This is a genomic window from Streptomyces griseoviridis (genome assembly GCF_005222485.1).
Lineage (GTDB): Bacteria > Actinomycetota > Actinomycetes > Streptomycetales > Streptomycetaceae > Streptomyces > Streptomyces hintoniae.
The window spans coordinates 5,200,719-5,226,957 of record NZ_CP029078.1 but is presented as its reverse complement, the minus strand read 5'-3'; the positions used below and the strand labels follow the sequence as shown (position 1 = coordinate 5,226,957).

The 26,239-nt window shown below is 71.1% G+C and carries 20 protein-coding genes; 4 read left to right on the top strand and 16 right to left on the bottom strand.

What is annotated here, in order from left to right; translation table 11 throughout:
* Positions 1-9: 9 nt before the first annotated feature.
* Both fahA and DDJ31_RS22545 read left to right on the top strand, forming a co-directional pair.
* Entirely contained in the window at positions 10-1,221 is a 1,212-nt protein-coding gene (gene fahA / locus DDJ31_RS22550) for a fumarylacetoacetase (RefSeq protein ID WP_127182648.1), read from the top strand.
* Positions 1,222-1,410: 189 nt separating this feature from the next.
* Positions 1,411-2,370 (top strand): M56 family metallopeptidase, encoded by a 960-nt coding sequence (locus DDJ31_RS22545; RefSeq protein WP_127178539.1) that lies wholly within the window; start codon positions 1,411-1,413, stop codon positions 2,368-2,370.
* Positions 2,371-2,501: 131 nt separating this feature from the next.
* Here the strand turns inward: DDJ31_RS22545 and DDJ31_RS22540 are convergent, their stop codons facing one another.
* Together DDJ31_RS22540 and DDJ31_RS22535 are read right to left on the bottom strand one after the other, a co-directional pair.
* A complete protein-coding gene (locus DDJ31_RS22540; RefSeq protein WP_127178540.1) occupies positions 2,502-4,946 on the bottom strand; it encodes an endonuclease/exonuclease/phosphatase family protein in 2,445 nt (814 codons plus the stop codon).
* A gap of 460 nt (positions 4,947-5,406) precedes the next feature.
* The gene (locus DDJ31_RS22535) at positions 5,407-6,357 is read right to left on the bottom strand and encodes an AraC family transcriptional regulator (RefSeq protein ID WP_127178541.1); all 951 of its coding nucleotides are present in this window, start codon (positions 6,355-6,357) and stop codon (positions 5,407-5,409) included.
* Between the two features lie 94 nt (positions 6,358-6,451).
* On the opposite strand from DDJ31_RS22535, the gene DDJ31_RS22530 reads away from it, so the two are divergent.
* Complete coding sequence (locus DDJ31_RS22530; protein ID WP_240678112.1) at positions 6,452-7,510, top strand: acyl-CoA dehydrogenase family protein; 1,059 nt, start codon at positions 6,452-6,454, stop codon at positions 7,508-7,510.
* Positions 7,511-7,617: 107 nt separating this feature from the next.
* Complete coding sequence (locus DDJ31_RS22525; protein ID WP_127178542.1) at positions 7,618-7,920, top strand: hypothetical protein; 303 nt, start codon at positions 7,618-7,620, stop codon at positions 7,918-7,920.
* A 413-nt stretch (positions 7,921-8,333) separates the two neighbouring features.
* Here the strand turns inward: DDJ31_RS22525 and recQ are convergent, their stop codons facing one another.
* The 14 genes from recQ to DDJ31_RS22455 all read right to left on the bottom strand — a co-directional run bounded on the left by recQ (position 8,334) and on the right by DDJ31_RS22455 (position 26,230).
* Positions 8,334-10,451, bottom strand: coding sequence for a DNA helicase RecQ (recQ, locus tag DDJ31_RS22520; protein WP_127178543.1), 2,118 nt, complete (start codon positions 10,449-10,451; stop codon positions 8,334-8,336).
* Between the two features lie 180 nt (positions 10,452-10,631).
* Complete coding sequence (gene nuoN, locus DDJ31_RS22515) at positions 10,632-12,281, bottom strand: NADH-quinone oxidoreductase subunit NuoN (protein ID WP_127178544.1); 1,650 nt, start codon at positions 12,279-12,281, stop codon at positions 10,632-10,634.
* On the bottom strand, positions 12,278-13,849 hold the full coding sequence (locus DDJ31_RS22510; protein ID WP_127178545.1) for an NADH-quinone oxidoreductase subunit M: 1,572 nt from the start codon (positions 13,847-13,849) through the stop codon (positions 12,278-12,280). The genes nuoN and DDJ31_RS22510 overlap by 4 nt, the downstream gene beginning before the upstream one ends.
* Positions 13,850-13,854: 5 nt before the next feature.
* On the bottom strand, positions 13,855-15,750 hold the full coding sequence (nuoL, locus tag DDJ31_RS22505; RefSeq protein ID WP_127178546.1) for an NADH-quinone oxidoreductase subunit L: 1,896 nt from the start codon (positions 15,748-15,750) through the stop codon (positions 13,855-13,857).
* Positions 15,751-15,764: 14 nt separating this feature from the next.
* Positions 15,765-16,064: an NADH-quinone oxidoreductase subunit NuoK gene (gene nuoK / locus DDJ31_RS22500; RefSeq protein ID WP_093829093.1), complete on the bottom strand. Its 300-nt coding sequence runs from the start codon at positions 16,062-16,064 to the stop codon at positions 15,765-15,767.
* Entirely contained in the window at positions 16,061-16,906 is an 846-nt protein-coding gene (locus DDJ31_RS22495) for an NADH-quinone oxidoreductase subunit J (protein ID WP_127178547.1), read from the bottom strand. Before DDJ31_RS22495 ends, nuoK begins: the two co-directional genes overlap by 4 nt.
* A complete protein-coding gene (nuoI, locus tag DDJ31_RS22490) occupies positions 16,903-17,505 on the bottom strand; it encodes an NADH-quinone oxidoreductase subunit NuoI (protein ID WP_093829097.1) in 603 nt (200 codons plus the stop codon). Before nuoI ends, DDJ31_RS22495 begins: the two co-directional genes overlap by 4 nt.
* Positions 17,498-18,862: an NADH-quinone oxidoreductase subunit NuoH gene (gene nuoH / locus DDJ31_RS22485; RefSeq protein ID WP_127178548.1), complete on the bottom strand. Its 1,365-nt coding sequence runs from the start codon at positions 18,860-18,862 to the stop codon at positions 17,498-17,500. The genes nuoI and nuoH overlap by 8 nt, the downstream gene beginning before the upstream one ends.
* Positions 18,859-21,363, bottom strand: coding sequence for an NADH-quinone oxidoreductase subunit G (locus DDJ31_RS22480; RefSeq protein ID WP_127178549.1), 2,505 nt, complete (start codon positions 21,361-21,363; stop codon positions 18,859-18,861). The genes nuoH and DDJ31_RS22480 overlap by 4 nt, the downstream gene beginning before the upstream one ends.
* Positions 21,360-22,706 (bottom strand): NADH-quinone oxidoreductase subunit NuoF, encoded by a 1,347-nt coding sequence (gene nuoF, locus DDJ31_RS22475; RefSeq protein ID WP_127178550.1) that lies wholly within the window; start codon positions 22,704-22,706, stop codon positions 21,360-21,362. The genes DDJ31_RS22480 and nuoF overlap by 4 nt, the downstream gene beginning before the upstream one ends.
* The gene (nuoE, locus tag DDJ31_RS22470; protein ID WP_127178551.1) at positions 22,706-23,614 is read right to left on the bottom strand and encodes an NADH-quinone oxidoreductase subunit NuoE; all 909 of its coding nucleotides are present in this window, start codon (positions 23,612-23,614) and stop codon (positions 22,706-22,708) included. Before nuoE ends, nuoF begins: the two co-directional genes overlap by 1 nt.
* Complete coding sequence (locus DDJ31_RS22465) at positions 23,611-24,933, bottom strand: NADH-quinone oxidoreductase subunit D (protein WP_127178552.1); 1,323 nt, start codon at positions 24,931-24,933, stop codon at positions 23,611-23,613. The genes nuoE and DDJ31_RS22465 overlap by 4 nt, the downstream gene beginning before the upstream one ends.
* A complete protein-coding gene (locus DDJ31_RS22460) occupies positions 24,930-25,679 on the bottom strand; it encodes an NADH-quinone oxidoreductase subunit C (RefSeq protein ID WP_127178553.1) in 750 nt (249 codons plus the stop codon). The genes DDJ31_RS22465 and DDJ31_RS22460 overlap by 4 nt, the downstream gene beginning before the upstream one ends.
* Positions 25,676-26,230: a NuoB/complex I 20 kDa subunit family protein gene (locus DDJ31_RS22455; RefSeq protein ID WP_005313804.1), complete on the bottom strand. Its 555-nt coding sequence runs from the start codon at positions 26,228-26,230 to the stop codon at positions 25,676-25,678. Before DDJ31_RS22455 ends, DDJ31_RS22460 begins: the two co-directional genes overlap by 4 nt.
* Positions 26,231-26,239 lie beyond the last annotated feature (9 nt).

Sequence of the window (26,239 nt, the reverse complement as noted above, 5' to 3'; positions counted from 1 at the left end):
CAGTACCCGATGCCCCCCTTCGACGTATCCGAGGGCGACCCCTTCGGCCCGCACAACCTCCCCTACGGCGTCTTCTCCCGCGCGGGATCGACCGAGCGGACCGTCGGCGTCCGTCTCGGCGACCAGGTCCTGGACGCGGGCGCGGCCGCCCGCGCGCTCGGATCGCCGTACGCCGCGCTGCTCGCGCGGCCTTCGCTGAACCCGCTGCTCGCGGCGGGCCGCACCGCCTGGTCGGACGTGCGGCGCGCGCTGACCGCGTGGGTGACGGTCCCCTCCCACCAGGAGACGATCGCCGCCCACTTCCACCCGCTGGACTCGGTGACGCTGCATCTGCCGTTCGAGGTCGCGGACTACGTGGACTTCTACTCCTCCGAACACCACGCGAGGAACGTCGGACAGATCTTCCGCCCCGACGCCGAGGACTCCCTCACCCCCAACTGGAAGCACCTGCCGATCGGTTACCACGGCCGCTCCGGCACGGTCGTCGTCTCCGGCACCGACGTGGTGCGCCCGTCGGGCCAGCGCAAGGCGCCCACGGACCCGGCGCCGGTCTTCGGGCCCTCCGTGCGCCTCGACATCGAGGCCGAGGTCGGCTTCGTCGTCGGCACGCCGACCCGGATGGGCGCGCCGGTGCCGCTCGGCGGCTTCCGCGACCACGTGTTCGGGCTCTGCCTGCTCAACGACTGGTCCGCGCGCGACATCCAGGCCTGGGAGTACGTGCCGCTCGGCCCGTTCCTCGGCAAGTCCTTCGCCACCTCCGTCTCGGCGTGGATCACCCCGCTCGACGCCCTGGAGGACGCCCGGACCGCGCCCCCGCCGCGCACCCACCGGCCGCTGCCCTACCTGGACGACTCCGAGGACGAGCCGGGCGGCTACGACCTGCGGATCTCCGTCGCCGTCAACGGACACACCGTCGCCGAGCCGCCGTTCTCCACCATGTACTGGACGGCGGCGCAGCAGCTCGCCCAGATGACGGTCAACGGCGCGTCCCTGCGCACCGGCGACCTGTACGGCTCGGGCACGGTCAGCGGACCGGCCCCCGAGCAGCGCGGCTCGCTCCTCGAACTGACCTGGAACGGCCGCGATCCGCTCGAACTCCCGGACGGCAAGCGCGCGTTCCTCGAGGACGGCGACGTGGTGACGCTGTCGGCGTGGGCCCCGGGCCCGGCCGGGACCCGGGTGTCCCTCGGAGAGGTGACCGGGCGCGTCGTGGCGGGGTGACGGCCGGGCCCCCGCCGGGGCGTCCGGCGGGTGACGGCGTCCGCGCCTCGCGCGGTGGGTCCCGTTCATGTCCTGACGCGCTGGCCCGGCGCCGTCATACTGGCGGCGGACGGGCCGCGCGCCCGTCGCCCCGCACCGCGCGCCTCGCCCCACCGTCCGTTCCTCCGAGCCGGATCCGGAGCCCGTGGCATGACCGTCTGCCTGCTGCTGCTGAGCGCCGTCGCGCTGACGGCGGCCGTGCCGGTGCCGCGCGCCCTGGTGCGGTCCTGGTGGCCCGACCGGGAGCCGGTGGTCGCGCTGTGGGTGTGGCAGTGCCTGGTGGCCACCGTCCTGCTGTGCTGTCTGACGGCGCTGGTGCTGGGCGCGGCGGCCGTCTTCCACACCGTCCGCGACCAGGTCTTCGCGCCCGCGCCGGCGGCCGTGACCGCCGCCTACGACCTTTCGGCGGCGCCCCTCTGGGCCGCCGCCCTCACCGCGCTGCTGGCGTGCGGCGCCGCCTGGACGACGGCGATGCTGGGCCGCGAGCTTGTCGAGGCGCGGCGCAGGCGCGGCCGGGCCCGCGCCCAACTGCGCGCGCGGGCACCTGAGTTGCCCGCCGGTCTCACGGGCCTCGACGGCCAGGACGGTTCGACGCGCGGGCCGCTGCTGGTACTTGAGGACGAGTACCCGGACGCCTGGTGGCTGCCGGGGCATCCGCCGCAGCTGGTGGTGACGACGGGCGCGCTGCGCCGGCTCACCGACCGCCAGTTGGACGCCGTCCTCACCCATGAGCGCAACCACGCGCGGGCCCACCACGACTGGCTGCTGCATCTGTCGACCGCGCTGGCCGCCGGGTTCCCCCGGCTTCCGCTGTTCGCGCACTTCCGCGACCAGACGCACCGGCTGGTGGAACTGGCCGCCGACGACACGGCGTCCCGCCGGTGCGGCCATCTGACCACCGCGCTCGCCCTGATCGAACTGAACATGCACCGCGGGGTGCTGTCCTGCTCCTCCAGCCACCGGCTGCTCGGCGAGCGGGTCGACCGCCTGCTGCAACCGCCGCCGAGACTGGGCCGCAGACACCGCGCCCTGACGACGACGGTGGCGGCGCTCGTGCCGCTGCTGCCCCTGCTGATCGTCTTCGGCCCCGGGCTCTCGGCGCTGGCCTGACCTCGCCCTCCCCGACCCTCTTCCGGACCAGGAACCGCGGGTGGCGTGCACGCACTCAAAAGTGCGTGCACGTCACAGAACTGACGTCTCGTCAGCCCGGCGGAGGCTTCACAACCACCGCCCCGGCAGGGCTACTTGATGCGGACGACCTGCGGGTCGTGGTCGCTCGCCTGGTCGGCGAACTCCGCGTTGATGTGCACGATCTCGTAGCCGGGCTTCTTGATCGCCGGGCTGACGAGGATGTGGTCGAGCGTCTGCGAGTTGCCGTCGTAGACGTAGCTGTAACGCTGGTTCACCGGGAGGGTGTTGACCAGGTCGGTGAGGACGCCGCCCTTGGTGAGCTTGTCCAGCGGCTTGGAGAACTGGTAGTCGTTCAGGTCACCGAGAACGACGACCTTGGCCTTCTTGTCCTTGGAGATCAGGTCGGAGACGAAGCCGTTGACCTCCTTGGCCTGGGCCAGGCGCTGGGTCTCCGAGCCGAGGGTCGGCGGCTGGAAGACGCCGTGTCCCGGCTGGTCGCCGCCCTTGGAGTTGAAGTGGTTGCCGACGATGAAGATCCGCTGGCCACGGAAGTCGAACTCGCCGACGAGCGGCTTGCGGCTGCTCTTCCAGGCGTCGGAGGCCGGGGCGATCCGGCCGGGGGAGGCGGAGAGCGACACGTACTGGTTCTTGTCACCCGAGGTGACGACCTTGACCGCGGTGGTGGCGTCGCCGCCGGGACGGTCGATGAAGCTCACGCGCTTCGGGTTGAAGAGGAAGACGTTGCGGATGTTGCCGCCCGGCTCACCGCCGTCGGCCTTGTCCTGCGGGTCGATCGAGCGGTACTCGTACGCGGGGCCGCCCTTCGCCTTGATGGCGGCGATGAACTTGGCGAGGGTCTGGTCGGCCGCGACCGTACCGTCGTCCTTGCTGCCGTTGTTGTCCTGGATCTCCTCCAGGCTGACCACGTCAGGGGAGGCGAGGTTGGTGACGATGCCGTCGGCGAGGCGGTCGAACTTCGACTGCGCGTTGGTCGGGGCGAGGTTCTCGACGTTGTAGGTGGCGACCGACAGCTCGTCGTCCGCGCCCTTCTTCGCCACCTGCGGCGTGAGGCCACCGGACGTGACCTTGCCGAGGGTGGTCGTCTGGAGCGTGTACCCGCCGTAGTTGGAGTAGTCCAGGACGCCGGTGCTGTCGCCGGTGAGGGTGTCTCCGACGTTGGCGCTGATCGAGTCGCCGGTCAGCGAGATCAGCTTGAGACGGCCCGAGTTCGGGTCGTCGTAGCCGGTGTAGACGGTGCCGCCGCGCGGGGTCGGGTTCTGCTTGGGCTTGGTGGTGATCCAGGTCTCGCCGTACGAGTTGGACGCGCCCACGACCCGGCTCTCGCCGATCTGGAGCAGCATGCCCTCACGCGAGGCGAACCAGTCGAGCGTGAACTTGTCGGGCTTGAGGGCGAGCGGCTCGATGTTGAGCCCCTTCACCTTCGGCGCGTAAGTGTCCGGCAGCGTCTTGGCGTTGACGACCTCGGCCGCCGGCAGCTTGTTGCCGGACGAGAGCACGGCCGTCGTCGGGCCGGACAGCTCGGTGATCGACTGGGCGCCCGAGCTCTGACCGCCCGGGTAGTACTGCACGACCTTGGCCGAGACGACGACCGAGTCGCCGACCCTGACCTGCGGGGTGGTGGAGCCCGTGAAGACGAAGACGGCCTCGCTGGTGGCGGCGTTCTTGTCCGGCTTGGTGTCCTGGATCCAGAAGCCGCGCGAGGTGCCGGTGGAGCGGACGGCGGTGACGACACCGGGGACGTTGGTGACGCTCTTGCCGACGTACGGCGAGATGCGGCCGGCGCCCTGGATGTCGTGGATGCGCACGTCACCGGGGGTGGTGTCGGTGGGCGTCGGGGTCGGGGTCGGCTCCCCGCCGCCGGGGCCCTCGCCGCCCGTGCCCGCGCTGTTGCGGGGGGTGGGCGTGGCGCCGCTCAGGTCGACGGAGTTGTTGTCCGTGTCCCGCAGCGCGGCGTCCCTGGTGACCGAGTGGGTGTTGTCGGCGCCGGTGGCCGGAGTGGTCTCCCGGACGGCGGCGGTGCCGAAGCCGACCAGGTCCTTGATGGCCGTGTCCGCCGCGCAGTCGTCGGCGGTCAGGCAGGTCAGCGCGGTGGTCGAGTGGACCAGCGCGACGGTGCCGCTGCTCGCCGACAGGGCGAGGGTGCCGGTGGCGTCAGGGGTGGGCAGCGGGGTGTCGCCGCCCGCGCCCTTCGCCTCCTCGACGAGGTAGCTGCCACCGGCGGGGATCGCACCCGCGAGCGGCGTGACCGACCACTTGGTGGTGGCGGTCGGCGAGCCGCTCAGGTACTGGACTGACCAGCCGGAGAGGTCGAAGGCGCCGGTGCCCGAGTTGCCCAGCTCGATGAAGTCGTTGGTGAAGGTGGCACCGGAGTTGCCACCGCCGCCGTAGACCTCGGCGATCACCGCGTCCGCCGACGGGGTCGCCTGCGCGGTGAGGGGGAGCGCGATGAGGGATCCGGCGATACCGATGGGGAGGGTGATGGCGACGATCCGCGCGCGTCTGCCGCGCAGGGCGGGAGGTATGGAAGGGGACACGGTTGCTCTCTCCGTTGCGTGTTGGCCGCTTGTGCCGCAGGTGCTGCTGTCGGGTATCGGGTAGGGCTCCACCGCCCGTTCCGGCACGCTCGGCGCGGAACAGACGGCACAGGAAGGCTCAAAGTCGGCTCAAGATACGCGCGTAGATATGACCGCAACAAGAGGCTGAGCACCTCAAAGACGCTATGTTTCCCGGCTGTTCGCCGGATTTAACCTGGTTGTCGACCACCCGGCAACAAGACACCCGTCCCAACACCCGGTGAACGGGCCGGAATACGGGAGGGGGAGACGGCGGAAGCGGGGAGGGTACGCCCCTCGGGTCCGCGTGCGCGCGACCCGACGAGACGTCCGTGAGCCGGACCTGACGCATGCGCTGGCACGGTCCGGCCCCGGCACGGTCTGGCGCCGGCCACCGGTGGGCCTGTCGGCCGTGGCGTTCGGGGGTGGGGTGAGGGAGCCGTCAGCCGCTCAGGGCGGGGTCCGCCGTGGCGAGCGGGTCGCCCCGCACGGCTCCAGCGGCCGGCGGAAGGGTGTCCGGGGCGTCGCGGAAGCGGCCCGGAGAAATCCCGTACTCCCGGCGGAAGGCAGCGCCGAAGGCGAACTCGGTCGAGTACCCGAGCTCGCGCGCGACGGCCGCCAACGGCGCGTCGCTCTCGCGCAGCAGCCTCGCCGCCCGCGACAGCCGCACCCCGGTCAGGTAGTCCCGGGGCGGCTTGCCGAGCACCCTGGTGAAGTGGCGGGTAAAGGCGGTGCGCGACATGCCCACGGCGGCGCTCAGTTCGGAGACCCGCCAGGACGCGTACGGGGCGCTGTGGATGTGCCGCAACGCGGACGCGATCACCGGGTCGTCGACGTACGGGCCGTCGGCGGTGCCGTTGTCCCGCAGCCACTGGCGCACCACGTGCACCAGCAGCAGGTCCACCAGTGCCGAGCGGGTCGCGTCCGCGCCTGGGCCCGGTGCGGACAGGTCGGCGACCAGCAGCTCGGCCAGCGACGTCGTCCAGGACGGCCCCTTCTCGGGCGACGTGACGACGATGTCCGGCAGCGTGGCCAAGTAGTCGTACGCCCTGCCGCGCCGCAGGTGGTACGCGCCGCAGAGGAACTCGAAGTCGGCGGGCCCCGGGTGCGGGGCCGTCGCGTCCATGGTCGCGGGCGGCAGTTCGCGCAGCGCGCGCGGCGCGTGGCTCAGCCCGTGCCGCGCGCCGGCCGCGACGAGCACGACGTCACCCGGGCGCAGAGCGCGCGGCGGCGCGTCCTCCGTGACGAGCCAGCCCCGGCCCCGCAGCACGACGTGGAAGCCACTGCCGGTGAACTCGTCGTACCGCATGCCCCAGGAGCCTGTCTCGGTGACCCGGCGGGCGTAGGACCGGCCGGTCCTGACGCTGCCGATCGCCTCGCTGAGGAAGTCCACCCGCCGAGGCTAACAGCCCGCCTCCGCACCGATTCGTATGCCCGCGCCCCACCGCAGTATGGGCGGGCGCCTGCCGCGAGGATTGACTTTCCGCATGATGAGCGACTTCCCGGTGAGTGAACACGGCCAGGTCCTGCTGGCCGAAGCGGCGGACAGCGAACGGCACAGCCGCCTGACGGAGGCGAGCGTCACCGCGCTGCGGGACAGCGGGTCCTCGGCCCTGCGCACACCGGTCGAGTACGGCGGGCAGTGGGCCGACGCACCGGCGGTCACCCGCCGTCTGACCGAGCTGGGGCGCGTCTGTCCTTCGGCCGCGTGGATCGCCGGTACCTGCGCCACGTCCAAGACCATGGTGGCCCTGCGCCACGGCACCCTGGCCCGCGAGGAGTTCTTCGCCGACCCCGAGGCGCTCGCCTGCGGCTCAGGACTCCCGACCGGCCGCGGAACCCACGAGGCGGACGGCGTGCGCGTCACCGGCCGGTGGGACAACGTCTCCGGCTGCGAGTCCGCGGAATGGGCGAACGTGTCCCTGATGGTCGACGGCGCCTACCACCTGGCGGTCATCCCCCTCGCGGACCTGGCCATCGAACGGAACTGGCACATGGCGGGCATGCGCGGCACGGGCAGTCAACGCCTCGTCGCCGACGGCCTGCTGGTCCCCGCGCACCGGGTCGCGCGCAGTGACCCGCCCCAGCCGCGGGAGCAGTTGTTCTTCGGACTCTGTCTGCTGGCCCCGCTCGTGGGCGCGGCGCAGGGCGCGCTGGACGCGGTGCGGGACATGTTCCGGTCCGACCGCAGACCCTTCATGACGAGCTACCCGCGCATGGGCGACTCACCCGGCGCCCGTCACTGGCTGGCCGACGCCTCCTCACTGGTCGACCGGGCCGGCAGGACCGCGCTCACCATCGCCCGGGACAGCGCGCGCGACGACCTCAGCGCCCTCGACCTCGCCCATCTGCGGGCGAGTACGGCCGGCGCCGCCAAGGACTGCCGCGACGCCGTGGACCTCATGCTCGACCTGCACGGCGCCGGCGGTCTCCGCGAGACCAACTCCCTCCAGCGCTACTGGCGCGACCTCGCGGTGGGCAGCCGCCATCCCGTGTTCAGCGGCTACCTCGCCGCCGAAAGCCTCGGCACCGCACTGATCCCCTGACGGACGGACCCCACCGCCCGGCGGCCGCTCAGGTCCGCGCCGACTCCTGCGGGAGCCGCTCTCGGGATCACCTTTTGAGAGCCGACCGCAGGGGTACACGGCTGCACATGGCACCGATGAGCGATCACCTCACACCCCTGCGGGCCGTACGCCAACTGCGCCGCGTCCGCGCCTTCTACGCGGTCGGCATCGCCGTGTGGGCCGCCTCGACGGCCTGGAGCGCGTGGCAGGCCCCCGGCAGTCGGCAGATGTGGGTCTCCGCCCTGCTCCTGGTCGTCTTCACCGGCCTGCTGCTGACCGCCGCGCTGTGGACCAGGAGCCTGGAGCGCGCCCGCCCCGCCAAGCCCACCCACCATGCCGCCCCCCGCCCGAGGGGCGCCCGCCCCGGCGCGGTCCTGCGCACTCACTGACGGGGCGGGCGCCCCTCGGGGCGGGACGGAGCGCGGCGGGCCGGCGCGGGGCGGGCCGGGCCGGAGCGGGCCGGGCCGGAGCGCGGCGGGTTGGCGCGGGCCAGCGCGGGGCGGGCCAGCGCGGGGCGGGCTGGCGCGGAGCGGGAGCGGAGCCGGACCGGAGCGGAGCCGGACCGGAGCGCGGCGGGCCGGCACGGAACCGGACCGGAGCGGAGCGGGCCGGAGCGGGCCCCGGAGGGCATCCCTTGGCTTGCACATGCCCGCTTTCAGCATCCCTCGTCCAGGGCCCCCGAACCCCGGGCTCCGGGCTCCAACTCCCCCGACCCCCGACCCCGGGCTCCAACTCCCCCGAACCCCGACCCCCGACCCCGGACTCCGGACGCCGCCTCTCCCGCCCCCGGGCTCCGCCTCCCCTACCCCCAGTCCTCCGTCTGCGGCTCCTCCCCCAGGTCGGCCCAGAAGTCGTCCGGGTCGGGGCCGGTCGCGGCTGCCGTCTCCCTCGACGCCGTTTCCTTCGGTGCCGTTTCCCTCGGTGCCCTTTCCTTCGCTGTCCTCGGCCTCTTCGGCCTCGCCGGCGTGCCCGTTCCCGCGGCCGGGTCCGCGAGCGAACCGGAGTCGGGCTGCTGCTGCGGCTGCGCCGCCCCCGCTTCCGGTGCCTCCAGGCCGGCCAGTACGCCGACCACGCCCTCCCCGTATGTCGCCAGCTTCTTCTCGCCGATGCCGCTGATGCCGCCCAGCTCCGCCACCGACGTCGGCCAGACCGTGGCGATCTCGCGCAGCGTCGCGTCGTGGAAGATGACGTAGGCCGGGACGCCCTGTTCGCGGGCCTGTTCGGCGCGCCAGGCGCGCAGCGCCTCGAAGGCGGGCTGGAGCGCCTCGGGCAGCTCCGCCGCGGCCGTCCTCGCCTTGCGTTCGCCCCGGGAGGACGAGCCCGACTTGGCGGTCACCGGCTTCTTCGGTTCCTTGCGCAGCGGTACGTCCCGCTCGCGCCGCAGCACCGAGCCGCTCGCCTCGGTCAGCACCAGCGTGCCGTAGTCGCCCTCGACCGCGAGCAGCCCCTGGGCCAGCAACTGCCGGACCACACCGCGCCATTCGCCCTCGGAGAGGTCCTCGCCGATGCCGAACACGGAGAGCTGGTCGTGGTCGAACTGGATGACCTTCGCGGTGCGCCGCCCCATCAGGATGTCGACGATCTGGACCGCGCCGAACTTCTGCCCCCGCTCCCGCTGCAACCGCACCACCGTCGACAGCGCCTTCTGCGCGGCGACCGTGCCGTCCCAGGTCTCGGGCGGGGTGAGGCAGGTGTCGCAGTTGCCGCAGCCCGCCCGGTCGGGGTCCTGGCCGAAGTAGGCGAGGAGCTGGCCGCGCCGGCACCTGGCCGTCTCGCAGAGCGCGAGCATCGACTCCAGGTGGGAGGCGGCACGGCGCCTGAACGCCTCGTCGCCCTCGCTCGACTGGATCATCTTGCGCTGCTGTATGACGTCGTTGAGGCCGTACGCCATCCAGGCCGTGGACGGCTGTCCGTCGCGCCCGGCGCGGCCCGTCTCCTGGTAGTAGCCCTCGACGGACTTGGGCAGGTCCAGGTGGGCGACGAAGCGGACGTCCGGCTTGTCGATGCCCATGCCGAAGGCGATCGTCGCCACCACGACCAGGCCCTCCTCGCGCAGGAACCTGGACTGGTTCGCCGCGCGCACCCGGGCGTCGAGCCCGGCGTGGTAGGGCACCGCCTCGATGCCGTTGCGGGAGAGGAACTCGGCGGTCTTCTCGACCGAGTTGCGGGAGAGGCAGTAGACGATGCCGGCGTCGCCCGCGTGCTCCTCCTTGAGGAAGGCGAGGAGCTGCTTCTTGGGGTCGGCCTTCGGCACGATCCGGTACTGGATGTTGGGCCGGTCGAAGCTGGCGACGAAGTGCCTGGCCTTCGGCATGCCGAGCCGCTGGGTGATCTCCTCGTGGGTGGCGCGGGTGGCCGTCGCGGTGAGGGCGATCCGGGGGACGTCGGGCCAGCGCTCGCCGAGCAGGGAGAGGGACAGGTAGTCCGGGCGGAAGTCGTGGCCCCACTGGGAGACGCAGTGCGCCTCGTCGATGGCGAAGACGGAGATCTTGCCCCGGGACAGCAGATCGAGCGTGGAGTCGAGGCGCAGCCGCTCCGGTGCCAGGTACAGCAGGTCGAGCTCCCCGGCGAGGAACTCGGCCTCGACGGTCCTGCGCTCGTCGAAGTCCTGCGTGGAGTTGACGAACCCGGCGCGCACACCGAGCGCCCGCAGCGCGTCCACCTGGTCCTGCATGAGCGCGATGAGCGGTGAGACCACGATGCCGGTACCTGGCCTGACCAGCGCCGGGATCTGGTAGCACAGCGACTTTCCGCCGCCGGTCGGCATGAGGACGACCGTGTCACCGCCGGCCACGACATGCTCGATGATCTCTTCCTGCTCACCGCGGAAGGACTCGTACCCGAAGACCCGGTGCAGTGTGGAGAGCGCTTCGCTCTCCGTCACCCCTGGCATCTCGCTGATTCCGCCCGTCACACCCATCGCGCTCGTCGCACCCCTCGTTCTCGCCCCGTACGTCGTCCCTCGACCACTGCCTCCACGATAGGGGCCCGCACCGACAGTGCCCCGAGTTATCCACAGGCCGGACCCGAACGGTGTGCGAGGGCCCCGGCTCCCACGAGGGGAACCGGGGCCCGGGTGACGCGGCTGCCCGCCGGTGGATCAGCGGACGAAGATTCCCGCCTGGTTCGCCAGGTTCAGGAAGTACTGCGGCGCGACGCCGAGGACCAGCGTCACCGCGACGCCGACCCCGATCGCCGTGGACGTCAGCACCGACGGCACGGCGACCGTCGGGCCGTCCGGGCGCGGCTCGCTGAAGAACATCAGGACGATCACCCGGATGTAGAAGAACGCGGCGATCGCGGACGAGATCACACCGACCACGACCAGCGGGGCCGCCCCGCCCTCGGCCGCCGCCTTGAACACGGCGAACTTCCCCGCGAATCCGGAGGTCAGCGGGATGCCGGCGAAGGCCAGCAGGAACACCGCGAACACCGCCGCCACCAGCGGCGACCTGCGGCCGAGCCCCGCCCACTTGGACAGGTGGGTGGCCTCGCCGCCCGCGTCGCGCACCAGGGTGACCACGGCGAACGCGCCGATCGTCACGAAGGAGTACGCGGCCAGGTAGAAGAGGACCGACGACACGCCGTCCGGGGTGGTCGCGATGACGCCCGCGAGGATGAAGCCGGCGTGCGCGATCGAGGAGTACGCGAGGAGCCGCTTGATGTCGGTCTGGGTGATCGCGACGATCGCGCCGCCCAGCATGGTGATGATGGCGACGGCCCACATCACCGGCCGCCAGTCCCAGCGCAGCCCCGGCAGCACGACGTACAGCAGCCGCAGCAGCGCGCCGAACGCGGCCACCTTCGTCGCCGCCGCCATGAAGCCCGTCACCGGGGTCGGGGCGCCCTGGTAGACGTCGGGCGTCCACATGTGGAACGGCACCGCGCCCACCTTGAACAGCAGCCCCATGACGATCATCGCGGAGCCGATCAGGAGCAGCGCGTCGTTGCCCATGGTGTCGGCGAGCGCGGGGTTGACGGTGGTGACCGTGCCGTCGACGACCTGCGCGATCGTCGCGTAGGAGACCGATCCGGCGTACCCGTACAGGAGGGCGATGCCGAACAGGGTGAACGCCGAGGCGAACGCGCCGAGCAGGAAGTACTTGACCGCGGCCTCCTGCGACAGGAGCCGCTTGCGGCGGGCCAGGGCGCAGAGCAGGTACAGCGGCAGGGAGAAGACCTCCAGGGCGATGAAGAGGGTCAGCAGGTCGTTCGCCGCGGGGAAGACCAGCATGCCGGCGACCGCGAACAGCAGCAGCGGGAACACCTCGGTGGTGGTGAACCCGGCCTTGACGGCGGCCTTCTCGCTGTCGCTGCCCGGTACGGACGCGGCCTGCGCGACGAACGAGTCGGTCCTGTTGCCGTGCGGGTCGGGGTCGAGGCGCCGTTCGGCGAAGGTGAACAGGGCGACGAGGGAGGCCAGCAGGATGGTGCCCTGGAGGAACAGGGCGGGTCCGTCGACCGCGATGGCGCCCATGGCGGCGATGTGCGCCTTGGTGGTGCCGTAGCCGCCGGCCGCGAGGGCGACGACGGCGGCGAACGCGGCGCACAGCGCGACCGCGGAGAGGAACACCTGGACGTGGTACCGGAACCTGCGCGGGGCGAACGCCTCGACCAGGATGCCGAGCAGGGCGGCGCCCAGGATGATCAGGACGGGCGAGAGCTGCCCGTATTCGATCTTCGGCGCCTCGATCTTGGAGATCGGGTCGGCCGCGGTTGTCCACAGGCTGTGGACGGCTACTGCGCTCACTTGGCCGCCTCCACCTCGGGCTTGGGGTCCTTCTTGTGTACGTCGGACAGGGTCGACCGCACCGCCGGGTTGACGATGTCCGTCACCGGCTTCGGGTAGACGCCGAGGAAGATCAGCAGCACCACGAGCGGGGCGACGACCGCCAGCTCCCGGGGCCGCAGATCGGGCATCGCGCGGACCTCGGGTTTCACCGGGCCGGTCATCGTCCGCTGGTAGAGGACGAGGGTGTAGAGCGCGGCGAGCACGATGCCGAAGGTGGCGACGATGCCGATCACCGGGTACCGCTCGAAGGTGCCGACCAGGACCAGGAACTCGCTCACGAACGGCGCGAGTCCCGGCAGCGACAGCGTCGCGAGGCCGCCGATCAGGAAGGTGCCCGCCAGCAGCGGGGCGACCTTCTGCACTCCGCCGTAGTCCGCGATGAGCCGCGAGCCGCGCCGGGAGATCAGGAAGCCCGCGACCAGCATCAGCGCGGCCGTCGAGATGCCGTGGTTGACCATGTAGAGCGTCGCGCCGGACTGGCCCTGGCTGGTCATCGCGAAGATGCCCATGATGATGAAGCCGAAGTGCGAGATCGACGCGTACGCCACCAGCCGCTTGATGTCCCGCTGGCCGACCGCGAGCAGCGCCCCGTAGATGATGCTGATCAGCGCCAGGACGAGGATGACGGGCGTCGCCCACTTCGACGCCTCCGGGAACAGCTGGAGGCAGAAGCGGAGCATCGCGAAGGTGCCGACCTTGTCGACGACCGCCGTGATGAGGACGGCGACCGGGGTGGTGGCCTCCCCCATCGCGTTGGGCAGCCAGGTGTGCAGCGGCCACAGCGGCGCCTTCACCGCGAAGGCGAAGAAGAAGCCGAGGAACAGCCAGCGTTCGGTGCTGGTCGCCATGTGCAGCGAGCCGTCGGCGCGGGCCTGGGCGATCTCCTGGAGGGAGAAGTTCCCGGCGACCACGTAGAGGCCGATCACCGCGGCCAGCATGATCAGGCCGCCGACCAGGTTGTAGAGCAGGAACTTGACGGCCGCGTAGGAGCGTTGGGTCGACGCGGCCTGTTCGCCGTGTTCGTGGGCGCGGTCGCCGAAGCCGCCGATGAGGAAGTACATCGGGATCAGCATGGCTTCGAAGAAGATGTAGAAGAGGAAGACGTCGGTGGCCTCGAAGGAGATGATCACCATCGCCTCGACGGCCAGGATCAGGGCGAAGAAGCCCTGCGTCGGCCGCCACCGCTTGCTGCCGGTCTCCAGCGGGTCGGCGTCGTGCCAGCCCGCCAGGACGATGAACGGGATCAGGAGGGCGGTCAGCGCGATCAGGGCCACCGCGATGCCGTCGACGCCCAGCTCGTACCTGACCCCGAACTCCTTGATCCAGGAGTGGGACTCGGTGAGCTGGTAGCGGTCGCCGCCCGGTTCGAAGCGGACCAGGACGACGATCGCCAGCGCGAGTGTGCCCAGCGACACGAGCAGGGCCAGCCACTTGGCGGCGGTGCGTCGCGCGGCCGGCACGGCGGCGGTGGCGACCGCGCCGAGAGCGGGGAGCACCGCCGTCGCTGTCAGCAGGGGAAAGGACATCGGTATCAGACCGCCCTCATCAGCAGGGTCGCGGCGACGAGGAGAGCCGCACCGCCGAACATGGAGACCGCGTAGGAGCGCGCGAAGCCGTTCTGGAGCCTGCGCAGCCGCCCGGACAGGCCGCCGACCGAGGCCGCCGTGCCGTTGACGAGGCCGTCGACCAGGGTGTGGTCGACGTAGACCAGGGAGCGCGTGAGGTGCTCGCCGCCGCGGACCAGGACGACGTGGTTGAAGTCGTCCTGGAGCAGGTCGCGGCGGGCGGCCCGGGTGAGCAGCGAGCCGCGCGGGGCCACGGCCGGGACCGGACGGCGGCCGTACTGGGCCCAGGCGACGGCGACGCCGATCACCAGGACCACCATGGTGGCCAGGGTGACGGTGAGGGCGCTCACCGGCGAGTGCCCGTGCGCGTGTCCGGTGACCGGCTCGAGCCAGGTGAGGAAGCGGTCCCCGACGCTGAAGACCGCTCCCGCGAAGACCGACCCGAAGGCGAGCACGATCATCGGGATCGTCATCGACTTCGGCGACTCGTGCGGGTGCGGCTCGTGGCCGTGCTCGTCGGGCTGCCAGCGCTTCTCGCCGAAGAACGTCATCAGCATCACGCGCGTCATGTAGTACGCGGTGATCGCGGCGCCCAGCAGGGCGCAGCCGCCGAGGATCCAGCCCTCGGTGCCGCCCTTCGCGAAGGCCGCCTCGATGATCTTGTCCTTGGAGAAGAAGCCGGACAGCCCGGGGAAGCCGATGATGGCGAGGTAGCCGAGGCCGAAGGTGACGAAGGTGACCGGCATGTACTTCCTGAGCCCGCCGTACCTGCGCATGTCGACCTCGTCGTTCATGCCGTGCATGACCGAGCCTGCGCCGAGGAACAGCCCGGCCTTGAAGAAGCCGTGCGTCACCAGGTGCATGATCGCGTAGACGTAGCCGATCGGGCCGAGGCCCGCGGCCAGCACCATGTAGCCGATCTGCGACATCGTCGAGCCGGCCAGCGCCTTCTTGATGTCGTCCTTCGCGCAACCGACGATCGCACCGAACAGCAGCGTGACGGCGCCGACGACGGTGACGACGAGCTGCGCGTCAGGGGCGCCGTTGAAGATCGCCGCCGAGCGGACGATGAGGTAGACGCCCGCGGTGACCATCGTGGCGGCGTGGATGAGGGCCGAGACCGGGGTCGGGCCCTCCATCGCGTCCCCGAGCCAGGACTGCAGCGGCACCTGGGCGGACTTGCCGCAGGCCGCGAGGAGCAGCATCAGCGCGATGGCGGTGAGCTTGCCCTCGCTCGCGTCCCCCGCGTGCGCGAGGACGGGGCCGAAGGCGAACGTCCCGAACGTCGTGAACATCAGCATGATGGCGATCGACAGGCCCATGTCGCCGACGCGGTTGACCAGGAAGGCCTTCTTCGCGGCGGTGGCGGCGCTCGGCTTGTGCTGCCAGAAGCCGATCAGCAGGTAGGAGGCGAGGCCGACGCCCTCCCAGCCGACGTACAGCAGAAGGTAGTTGTCGGCGAGGACGAGGATCAGCATCGCCGCGAGGAACAGGTTCAGATAGCCGAAGAAGCGGCGGCGGCGCTCGTCGTGCTCCATGTACCCGATCGAGTACACGTGGATGAGCGAGCCGACGCCGGTGATCAGCAGCACGAACGTCATCGAGAGCTGGTCGAGGCGGAAGGCGACGTCCGCCTGGAACCCCTCGACCGGTACCCAGGTGAACAGGTGCTGCAACAGGGTGCGGTCGTCGGTGCCCCGGCCGAGCAGATCGGCGAAGAGGACGACGCCGATCACGAAGGAGGCGGCCGCGAGCAGCGTGCCGATCCAGTGGCCGACGGCGTCGAGGCGGCGGCCGCCGCACAGCAGGACGACAGCTCCGAGCAGGGGCGCCGCCACCAGCAGCGCAATCAGGTTCTCCACGATTCAGCGACCCCTCAGAGCTTCATCAGGCTGGCGTCGTCGACCGAGGCCGAGTGGCGGGAACGGAACAGCGACACGATGATCGCGAGCCCGACGACGACCTCCGCGGCGGCGACGACCATCGTGAAGAACGCGATGATCTGGCCGTCGAGGTTGCCGTGCATCCGGGAGAAGGTGACGAACGCGAGGTTGCAGGCGTTCAGCATCAGCTCGACGCACATGAACACGACGATCGCGTTGCGTCTGATCAGCACGCCGGTGGCGCCGATCGTGAACAACAGGGCGGCCAGATAGAGGTAGTTGACCGGGTTCACTTCGATGCCTCCTCGGTCCGCCTGCTGAGGTCGGTCGGCTCGGTCGGGGTGCGTTCGAGGCGCTCCTCGGACCGCTGCTCCAGGGCCCGCAGATCGCTCAGCGCCTCCGTGGAGACGTCCCGGATCTGGCCGCGCTCGCGCAGCGTCCTGCTGACGGTCAGCTCGGACGGGGTGCCGTCGGGCAGCAGGCCCGCGATGTCGACGGCGTTGTGCCGGGCGTAGACGCCGGGGGCGGGCAGCGGCGGCAGTTGCCTGCCGTCCCTGACGCGCTCGGCGGCCAGCTCGCGCTGGGTCTTGGCGCGCTCGGTGCGCTCCCGGTGGGTGAGGACCATGGCGCCGACGGCGGCCGTGATCAGCAGGGCGCCGGTGATCTCGAAGGCGAACACGTACCGCGTGAAGATGAGGGCGGCGAGGCCCTCCACGTTGCCGCCCGCGTTCGCCTGGGTGAGACCGCCGAACTCGGTGAGGGAGGCGTTGCCGATCCCGCCGAGCAGCAGGACGCCGAAGCCGACACCGCACAGCAGCGCCAGCCAGCGCTGGCCCTTGATGGTCTCCTTCAGGGAGTCGGCGGCCGTGACACCGACGAGCATCACCACGAAGAGGAACAGCATCATGATCGCGCCGGTGTAGACGACGATCTGCACGATGCCCAGGAAGTAGGCGCCGTTGGCCAGGTAGAAGATCGCCAGGACGATCATCGTCCCGGCGAGGCAGAGCGCGCTGTGCACCGCCCTGCGCATGAAGACGGTGCACAGGGCGCCGATCACCGCGACCGTGCCGAGGATCCAGAACTGGAAGGCCTCGCCGGTGGAGGTGGTGTAGGCGGCGAGCTGGGTGCTCACGCGTCCACCTCCTGGTCGTCGGGCTTCTCGCCCTTGGAGACGGCCACCTGGCGCTCGGTACCGGGCGCGGCCTCGGTGACCAGGCCCCGGTAGTAGTCCTGCTCGTCGGTGCCCGGGTAGATGGCGTGCGGGGTGTCGACCATGGTGTCCTCGAGGCCCGCGAGCAGCTGCTCCTTGGTGTAGATCAGGTTGGCGCGGCTGCTGTCGGCCAGCTCGAACTCGTTCGTCATCGTGAGCGCGCGGGTCGGGCACGCCTCGATGCACAGGCCGCACAGGATGCAGCGGGCGTAGTTGATCTGGTAGACGCGGCCGTACCGCTCGCCCGGGGAGTAGCGCTCCTCGTCCGTGTTGTCGGCGCCCTCCACGTAGATGGCGTCGGCGGGGCAGGCCCAGGCGCACAGCTCGCAGCCGACGCACTTCTCCAGGCCGTCGGGGTGGCGGTTGAGCTGGTGCCGCCCGTGGAACCGCGGGGCGGTGGTCTTCTGCTGCTCCGGGTACTGCTCGGTCAGCCGCTTCTTGAACATGGCCTTGAAGGTCACGCCGAAGCCGGCGACGGGGTTCATGAAACCGGGTTCGGTCTCCTTGGGCTCCTCAGCCATCGGACGCCTCCTTTCCTTCAGCGCTTCCGTCACTGGCAGTATCCGGTCCACCACTGACAATCAACTCCCGCTCCCGGCGCGGGCCGCGCCTGGGCACCGGCGGCAGCGACTGTCCGGGCAGCGGCGGCACGGGGAACCCGCCGGCCATCGGGTCGAACCCGGCGGGCGTCTCGTCGGCCGCCTCCGCGGTCTGCGCCTTCTCGCGGAACATGTCGGCGACGAAGGAGAGCAGCAGCAGGGCCAGCACACCGCCGGCGATGTAGAGGGCGATGTCGGCGAAGTCGTAGTTCTCGTTGCGCAGCGCCCGCACGGTGGCGACCAGCATCAGCCAGACCACCGAGACCGGGATGAGGACCTTCCAGCCGAGCTTCATCAGCTGGTCGTAGCGGACCCGCGGGAGGGTGCCGCGCAGCCAGATGAAGAAGAACAGCAGCAGCTGGACCTTGACGACGAACCAGAGCAGCGGCCACCAGCCGTGGTTGGCGCCCTCCCAGAAGCCGCTGATGGGCCAGGGCGCGCGCCAGCCGCCGAGGAAGAGGGTGGTCGCCACGGCCGAGACCGTCACCATGTTCACGTACTCGGCGAGCATGAACATCGCGAACTTGATGGACGAGTACTCGGTGTTGAAGCCGCCGACGAGGTCGCCCTCGGACTCCGGCATGTCGAAGGGGGCGCGGTTGGTCTCGCCGACCATGGTGACGATGTAGAGGATGAACGAGACCGGCAGCAGGAAGATGTACCAGCGGTCGTGCTGCTGTTCGACGATCGTCGACGTCGACATCGAGCCGGAGTAGAGGAACACCGAGGCGAACGCGGCGCCCATGGCGATCTCGTAGGAGATCATCTGGGCGCAGGAGCGCAGCCCGCCGAGGAGCGGGTACGTCGATCCGGAGCTCCAGCCCGCCAGCACGATGCCGTAGATGCCGACCGAGGCGACCGCGAGGATGAACAGCATCGCGATGGGCAGGTCGGTCAGCTGCATGGGGGTGCGGTGGCCGAAGATCGAGATCTCGTTGCCCGCGGGCCCGAAGGGGATCACCGCGATCGCCATGAAGGCGGGGATCGCCGCGACGACGGGCGCGAGGACGTAGACCACCTTGTCGGCGCGCTTGACGACGAGGTCTTCCTTCAGCATCAGCTTGATGCCGTCGGCGAGCGACTGGAGCATGCCCCAGGGGCCGTGCCGGTTGGGTCCGATGCGTAGCTGCATCCAGGCGACGACCTTGCGCTCCCAGACGATGGAGAACAGCACGGTCACCATCAGGAACGCGAAGCAGAAGACGGCCTTGACGACGACCAGCCACCAGGGGTCGCGGCCGAACATCGAGAGGTCTTCAGCGGCGAGGTACGGGGTCATGCCTCCACCTCCTCGGGGGCCTCGCCGACGAGCGTCGCCGGGCCGATGCGGACGAGGGCGCCGGGCAGCGCTCCCGTGTCGGAGGCGACACCGGCGCCCACGGAGTTCAGCGGGAGCCAGACCACCCGGTCGGGCATCTCGGTGATCTGGAGCGGGAGCGCGACGGAGCCCGCGGGCCCGGTCACGGCGAGCAGGTCGCCGTCCTTGACGCCGGACTCGGCGGCGGTGGCGGCCGACACGCGCGCGTGCGCGGGGTGCCGGGTGCCCGCCAGGGCCTCGTCGCCCCGCTGGAGGAGACCGCGGTCGAGCAGCAGCCGGTGTCCGGCGAGGACGGCCTCGCCCGCGGCGGGCCTCGGCAGCGGGACGGCCGTCTCGCGCGGTGCGGCGGAGCGGGTGCCGTCCCAGCCGCCGAGCCGGTCGAGTTCGGCGCGCACGGTCCGCAGGTCGGGCAGTCCGAGGTGGACGTCCATGGCGTCGGCCAGCATCTGCAGCACGCGCGCGTCGGTCGGCGCGAGGGCGTGGGTCAGCTGGTCGGGCTTGAGGGCGGCCTCGAAGGAGCGGATCCGGCCCTCCCAGTTGAGGAAGGTGCCGGCCCTCTCGGCGACCGCGGCCACCGGCAGGACGACGGAGGCGCGCTCGGTGACCTCGCTCGGCCGCAGTTCGAGCGAGACGACGAAGCCGGCCTCCCGGAGCGCCTCACGCGCGCGTGCCGGGTCGGGCAGGTCGTCGACCTCCACTCCGCCGACCAGCAGGGCCTGGAGTTCGCCGCGGGCGGCGGCCTCGACGATCTGTCCGGTGTCGCGCCCGTAGCGGTGCGGGAGTTCGGCGACGCCCCAGACCGCGGCGACCTCCTCCCGCGCGCGCGGGTCGGTGGCCGGGCGTCCGCCGGGCAGCAGCGACGGCAGCGCGCCCGCCTCGACGGCGCCGCGCTCACCGGCCCGCCGCGGGACCCACACCAGCGCGGCCCCGGTCGCGGCGGCGGCCCCCACGACGGCGGTCAGCGCGCCGGCCACACCGGCGAGCCGCTCGCCGACGACGATCACGGCGCCGTCGGCGCGCAGTGCCTCGGCGGCCCGCGCACCGGCGTCCTCCAGGCCGACGCCGCTGGTCAGCGCGTCGAGCCACTCGGTCTCCGTGCCGGGGGCGGCCGGCAGCAGGGTGCCGCCCGCCTTCTCCAGGCCGCGGGTGGCGTGGGTGGCGAGGGCGAACACCTGCTGCCCGTGCTTGCGCCAGGCCTTGCGCAGCCGCAGGAAGACGCCGGGCGCCTCCTCCTCGGCCTCGAACCCGATCAGCAGGACGGCGGGCGCCTTCTCCAGCGAGGTGTACGTGACACCGGTCCCGTCGAGGTCCCGGCCGCGTCCGGCGACCTGGGCGGCCAGGAAGTCGGCCTCCTCGCCGGCGTGCACGCGCGCGCGGAAGTCGATGTCGTTGGTGTCGAGCGCCACGCGCGCGAACTTGCTGTAGGTGTAGGCGTCCTCGATGGTGAGCCGGCCGCCGGTCAGCACGCCGGTCCTGCCGCGCGAGGCCAGCAGCCCCTGGGCGGCGATCTCCAGCGCCTCGGGCCAGGAGGCCGGCACCAGGTCGCCCTCGGGGTTGCGGACCAGGGGCGTCCTGAGCCGGTCGCGCTGCTGCGCGTACCGGAACCCGAAGCGTCCCTTGTCGCAGATCCACTCCTCGTTGACCTCGGCGTCGGCCGCCGCGAGGCGCCGCATCACCTTGCCGCGCCGGTGGTCGGTGCGGGTGGCGCAGCCGCCCGCGCAGTGCTCGCACACCGACGGCGAGGAGACCAGGTCGAAGGGGCGGGAGCGGAACCGGTAGGCCGCGGAGGTGAGCGCGCCGACCGGGCAGATCTGGATGGTGTTGCCGGAGAAGTACGACTGGAAGGGGTCGCCCTCGCCGGTGCCGACCTGCTGGAGCGCGCCGCGTTCGAGGAGTTCGATCATCGGGTCGCCCGCGACCTGGTTGGAGAACCGGGTGCAGCGGGCGCACAGCACGCACCGCTCGCGGTCGAGGAGCACCTGGGTGGAGATCGGCACGGGCTTCTCGAACGTCCGCTTCCTGCCTTCGAAGCGTGACTCCGCGTTGCCGTGCGACATGGCCTGGTTCTGCAGCGGGCACTCGCCGCCCTTGTCGCAGACCGGGCAGTCCAGCGGGTGGTTGATGAGCAGCAGCTCCATCACACCGTGCTGGGCCTTCTCGGCGACCGGCGAGGTGAGCTGGGTCTTCACCACCATGCCGTCGGTGCAGGTGATGGTGCAGGACGCCATCGGCTTGCGCTGGCCCTCGACCTCGACGATGCACTGGCGGCAGGCGCCCGCCGGGTCGAGGAGCGGGTGGTCGCAGAAGCGCGGGATCTCGATGCCGAGCTGTTCGGCGGCCCTGATGACCAGGGTGCCCTTGGGCACGCTGATCTCGGCGCCGTCGATGGTCAGCGACACGAGGTCCTCGGGCGGGAGTGCCGCCTCTCCCCCTCCGGAGGGAGCGCTGGTGGTCACGGTCATGCGTTCACCTCCGTACGGTCGGCCCAGGCCGTCGAGCGGGCCGGGTCGAAGGGGCAGCCGCGGCCCGTGATGTGCTGTTCGTACTCCTCGCGGAAGTACTTCAGCGAGGAGAAGATCGGCGAGGCGGCGCCGTCGCCGAGGGCGCAGAAGGACTTGCCGTTGATGCTGTCCGCGATGTCGTTGAGCTTGTCGAGGTCGGACATGGAGCCCTTGCCGGCCTCGATGTCGCGCAGCAACTGCACGAGCCAGTAGGTGCCTTCGCGGCAGGGGGTGCACTTGCCGCAGGACTCGTGGGCGTAGAACTCGGTCCAGCGGGTGACGGCCCGCACGACGCAGGTCGTCTCGTCGAAGCACTGGAGCGCCTTGGTGCCGAGCATGGAACCGGCGGCGCCCACGCCCTCGTAGTCGAGCGGGACGTCGAGGTGCTCCTCGGTGAACATCGGGGTCGAGGAGCCGCCGGGCGTCCAGAACTTGAGGCGGTGACCCGGGCGGATCCCGCCGCTCATGTCGAGGAGCTGGCGCAGCGTGATGCCGAGGGGGGCCTCGTACTGGCCGGGGTTGGTGACGTGGCCGCTGAGCGAGTAGAGCGTGAAGCCGGGCGACTTCTCGCTGCCCATCGAGCGGAACCACTCCTTGCCCCGGTTCAGGATCGCGGGAACCGAGGCGATCGATTCGACGTTGTTCACGACAGTGGGGCACGCGTAGAGGCCCGCGACCGCGGGGAAGGGGGGTCGGAGCCGCGGTTGGCCGCGGCGGCCTTCGAGCGAGTCGAGCAGCGCGGTCTCCTCACCGCAGATGTACGCGCCGGCGCCCGCGTGCACGGTGAGTTCGAGGTCGAGGCCGCTGCCGAGGGCGTTCTCGCCGAGGTAGCCGGCCGCGTACGCCTCGGCCACGGCCGCGTGCAACCGCCGCAGCACGGGGACGACTTCACCCCGTACGTAGATGAAGGCGTGCGACGATCTGATCGCGTAGCACGCGATGACGATGCCCTCGATGAGGCTGTGCGGGTTCGCGAAGAGGAGCGGGATGTCCTTGCAGGTCCCGGGCTCCGATTCGTCGGCGTTGACAACGAGATAGTGCGGTTTTCCGTCGCCCTGCGGGATGAACTGCCACTTCATGCCGGTCGGGAACCCCGCGCCGCCGCGGCCGCGGAGCCCGGAGTCCTTGACGTAGGCGATGAGGTCGTCGGGGGACATCGCGAGGGCCTTGCGCAGCCCCTCGTATCCGTCGTGGCGCCGGTACACGTCGAGCGACCAGGACCTGTCCTCGTCCCAGAACTCCGACAGCACCGGTGACAGCAGCTTCTCGGGGCTGGTGTCTTTCCGTTCGGGTGCCAAGGTCATCACTCCCCCTCCTCGGCGGCGGGCCCCGCCGGGTGGGCGGGGTCGGAGGCCGACGTGTCCTGCGGTGCGTCGTGCGAGCTGAGGTGCTCGCCGGGCGACGGCGGGTGCGCCGCCGTGTCCTGCGGCGCTTGCCGCGACTCCCCCCGGGCGGTGTCCCCCTGCTGGTCCTGGGGTTCGCCGTCGCGCGGCTGGACGACGCGCGGCGGCGCCGTCTCGCCCTTGGCCAGTCGCAGGCCCACCAGGGAGGCGTGGCCGGCGCTGCCGCTCTCCTCGACGGCTCCAGGACGTTCGTCGGGGAAGCCGGCCAGGATGCGCGCGGTGTCCTTGAAGGTGCACAGCCGGGCCCCGCGGGTGGGGCTGACGTCGCGTCCTGCCCGCAGGTCGTCGACGAGGCGCTTGGCGCTGGCCGGGGACTGGTTGTCGAAGAACTCCCAGTTGACCATCACCACGGGCGCGAAGTCGCAGGCCGCGTTGCACTCGATGTGCTCCAGGGTGACCTTGCCGTCGGCGGTGGTCTCGCCGTTGCCGACGCCGAGGTGCTCCTGGAGCTCCTCGAAGATCGCGTCGCCGCCCATCACCGCGCAGAGCGTGTTGGTGCAGACGCCGACCTGGTAGTCGCCGGAGGGACGGCGCCGGTACATGCTGTAGAAGGTGGCGACGGCGGTCACCTCGGCGGTGGTCAGGCCGAGCACCTCCGCGCAGAACCGCGTCCCGGTGCGGGTGACGTGGCCCTCCTCCGCCTGCACGAGGTGCAGCAGCGGCAGCAGCGCGGACCGGGAGTCCGGGTAGCGGGCGATCACCTCGCGGGCGTCGGCCTCAAGGCGGGTCCGGACGTCGTCCGGGTAGGCGGGCGCAGGCAGTTCGGGCATGCCCAGGCTGACGCCCCGCTCCGAAGAACTGGTGGTCACCGGTCGACGCCTCCCATCACGGGGTCGATGGACGCGACAGCGACGATGACGTCGGCGACCTGGCCGCCCTCGCACATCGCCGCCATCGCCTGCAGGTTGGTGAAGGACGGGTCGCGGAAGTGGACCCGGTAGGGGCGGGTGCCGCCGTCGGAGACCGCGTGCACCCCGAGTTCGCCCTTGGGCGACTCGACGGCCGTGTAGGCCTGGCCGGGCGGTACCCGGAAGCCCTCGGTGACCAGCTTGAAGTGGTGGATCAGGGCCTCCATGGAGGTGCCCATGATCTTCTTGATGTGGTCGAGGGAGTTGCCGAGCCCGTCGGGGCCCAGGGCGAGCTGGGCGGGCCAGGCGATCTTCTTGTCGGCGACCATGACCGGTCCGGGCTGGAGCCGGTCGAGGCACTGCTCGACGATCGCGAGGGACTGGCGCATCTCTTCGAGGCGGACCAGGAAGCGGCCGTAGGCGTCGCAGGTGTCGGCGGTCGGGACCTCGAAGTCGTAGGTCTCGTAGCCGCAGTACGGCTGGGACTTGCGCAGGTCGTGCGGCAGGCCGGTGGCGCGCAGGATGGGTCCGGTGGCGCCGAGGGCCATGCAGCCGGCCAGGTCGAGGTGGCCGATGTCCTGCATGCGGGCCTTGAAGATGGGGTTCCCGGTGGCGAGCTTGTCGTACTCCGGGAGGTTCTTCTTCATCTTCTTCACGAACTCGCGGATATGGTCCACCGCGCCGGGCGGCAGGTCCTGGGCGAGTCCGCCGGGGCGGATGTACGCGTGGTTCATCCGCAGGCCCGTGATGAGCTCGTAGATGTCGAGAATCATTTCACGATCGCGGAATCCGTAGATCATGATCGTGGTGGCGCCCAGCTCCATCCCGCCGGTGGCGATGCACACCAGGTGGGAGGACATCCGGTTCAGCTCCATCAGGAGCACCCGGATGATGTCGGTCCGCTCGGTGATCTGGTCCTCGATGCCGAGGAGTTTCTCGACGCCGAGACAGTAGGCGGTCTCGTTGAAGAACGACGTCAGGTAATCCATCCGCGTGACGAAGGTGGTGCCCTGCGTCCAGGTGCGGTATTCGAGGTTCTTCTCGATGCCGGTGTGCAGGTAGCCGATGCCGCAGCGGGCCTCGGTGACCGTCTCGCCCTCGATCTCCAGGATCAGGCGGAGCACTCCGTGGGTGGAGGGGTGCTGGGGACCCATGTTGACGACGATGCGCTCGTCGTCGGCGCGGGCCGCGGACTGGACGACCTCGTCCCAGTCGCCACCGGTGACCGTGTAGACGGTGCCCTCGGTGGTCTCGCGTGCCGATGCTGACTGCGTGCTCACGAGTACGACCTCCGCTGGTCCGGAGCCGGGATCTGGGCGCCCTTGTACTCGACGGGGATGCCGCCGAGGGGGTAGTCCTTGCGCTGCGGGTGGCCCGGCCAGTCGTCCGGCATCATGATCCGGGTCAGGGCCGGGTGGCCGTCGAAGACGATGCCGAAGAAGTCGTAGACCTCCCGCTCGTGCCAGTCGTTGGTCGGGTAGACCGCGACCAGGGACGGGATGTGCGGGTCGCCGTCCGGGGCGCTCACCTCGAGCCTGATCAGCCGGTTGTGGGTGATCGAGCGCAGGTGGTAGACGGCGTGCAGCTCGCGGCCCTTGTCCTGCGGGTAGTGGACGCCGCTGACGCCGGTGCACAGTTCGAAGCGGAGGGCCGGGTCGTCGCGCAGGGTGCGGGCGACGCGGACCAGGTGCTCGCGCTCGATGTGGAAGGTCAGTTCGCCGCGGTCGACGATCGTCTTGTCGACGGCGTTGTCGGGGAGCAGCCCCTGTTCCTCCAGGGCGCCCTCCAGCTCGTCGGCGACCTCGTCGAACCAGCCGCCGTAGGGGCGGGTGGCGGGTCCCGGCAGCCGGACCGAGCGGACCAGACCTCCGTATCCGGAGGTGTCGCCGCCCCGGTCGGCGCCGAACATGCCGCGCTGGACGCGGATCTCCTCGCCGCCCTCGGCGCGGCGGCCGGGGAGGTTGTCGGTGCCGAGGTCCTTCTCGGGGTTCACGCCGTCACCGGCGGTGCCGTTCGCGTCACTCACCGCAGCAGCCCCTTCATCTCGATCGTGGGCAGGGCCTTGAGCGCCGCTTCCTCCGCCTCCCGGGCCGCCTCCTCGGCGTTCACGCCGAGCTTGGAGCCCTGGATCTTCTGGTGCAGCTTGAGGATCGCGTCCATGAGCATCTCCGGCCGCGGCGGACAGCCGGGGAGGTAGATGTCGACCGGCACGATGTGGTCGACGCCCTGCACGATCGCGTAGTTGTTGAACATGCCGCCCGAGGAGGCGCAGACCCCCATGGAGATCACCCACTTCGGGTTCGGCATCTGGTCGTAGACCTGCCTGAGCACCGGCGCCATCTTCTGGCTGACCCGGCCGGCGACGATCATCAGGTCCGCCTGGCGCGGCGAACCGCGGAAGACCTCCATGCCGAAACGGGCGAGGTCGTACCGTCCGGCGCCGGTGGTCATCATCTCGATGGCACAGCAGGCGAGGCCGAAGGTGGCCGGGAAGACGGACGACTTGCGCACCCAGCCCGCGGCCTGCTCGACGGTGGTCAGCAGAAAGCCGCTCGGCAGCTTCTCTTCGAGTCCCATGTCCCTAAC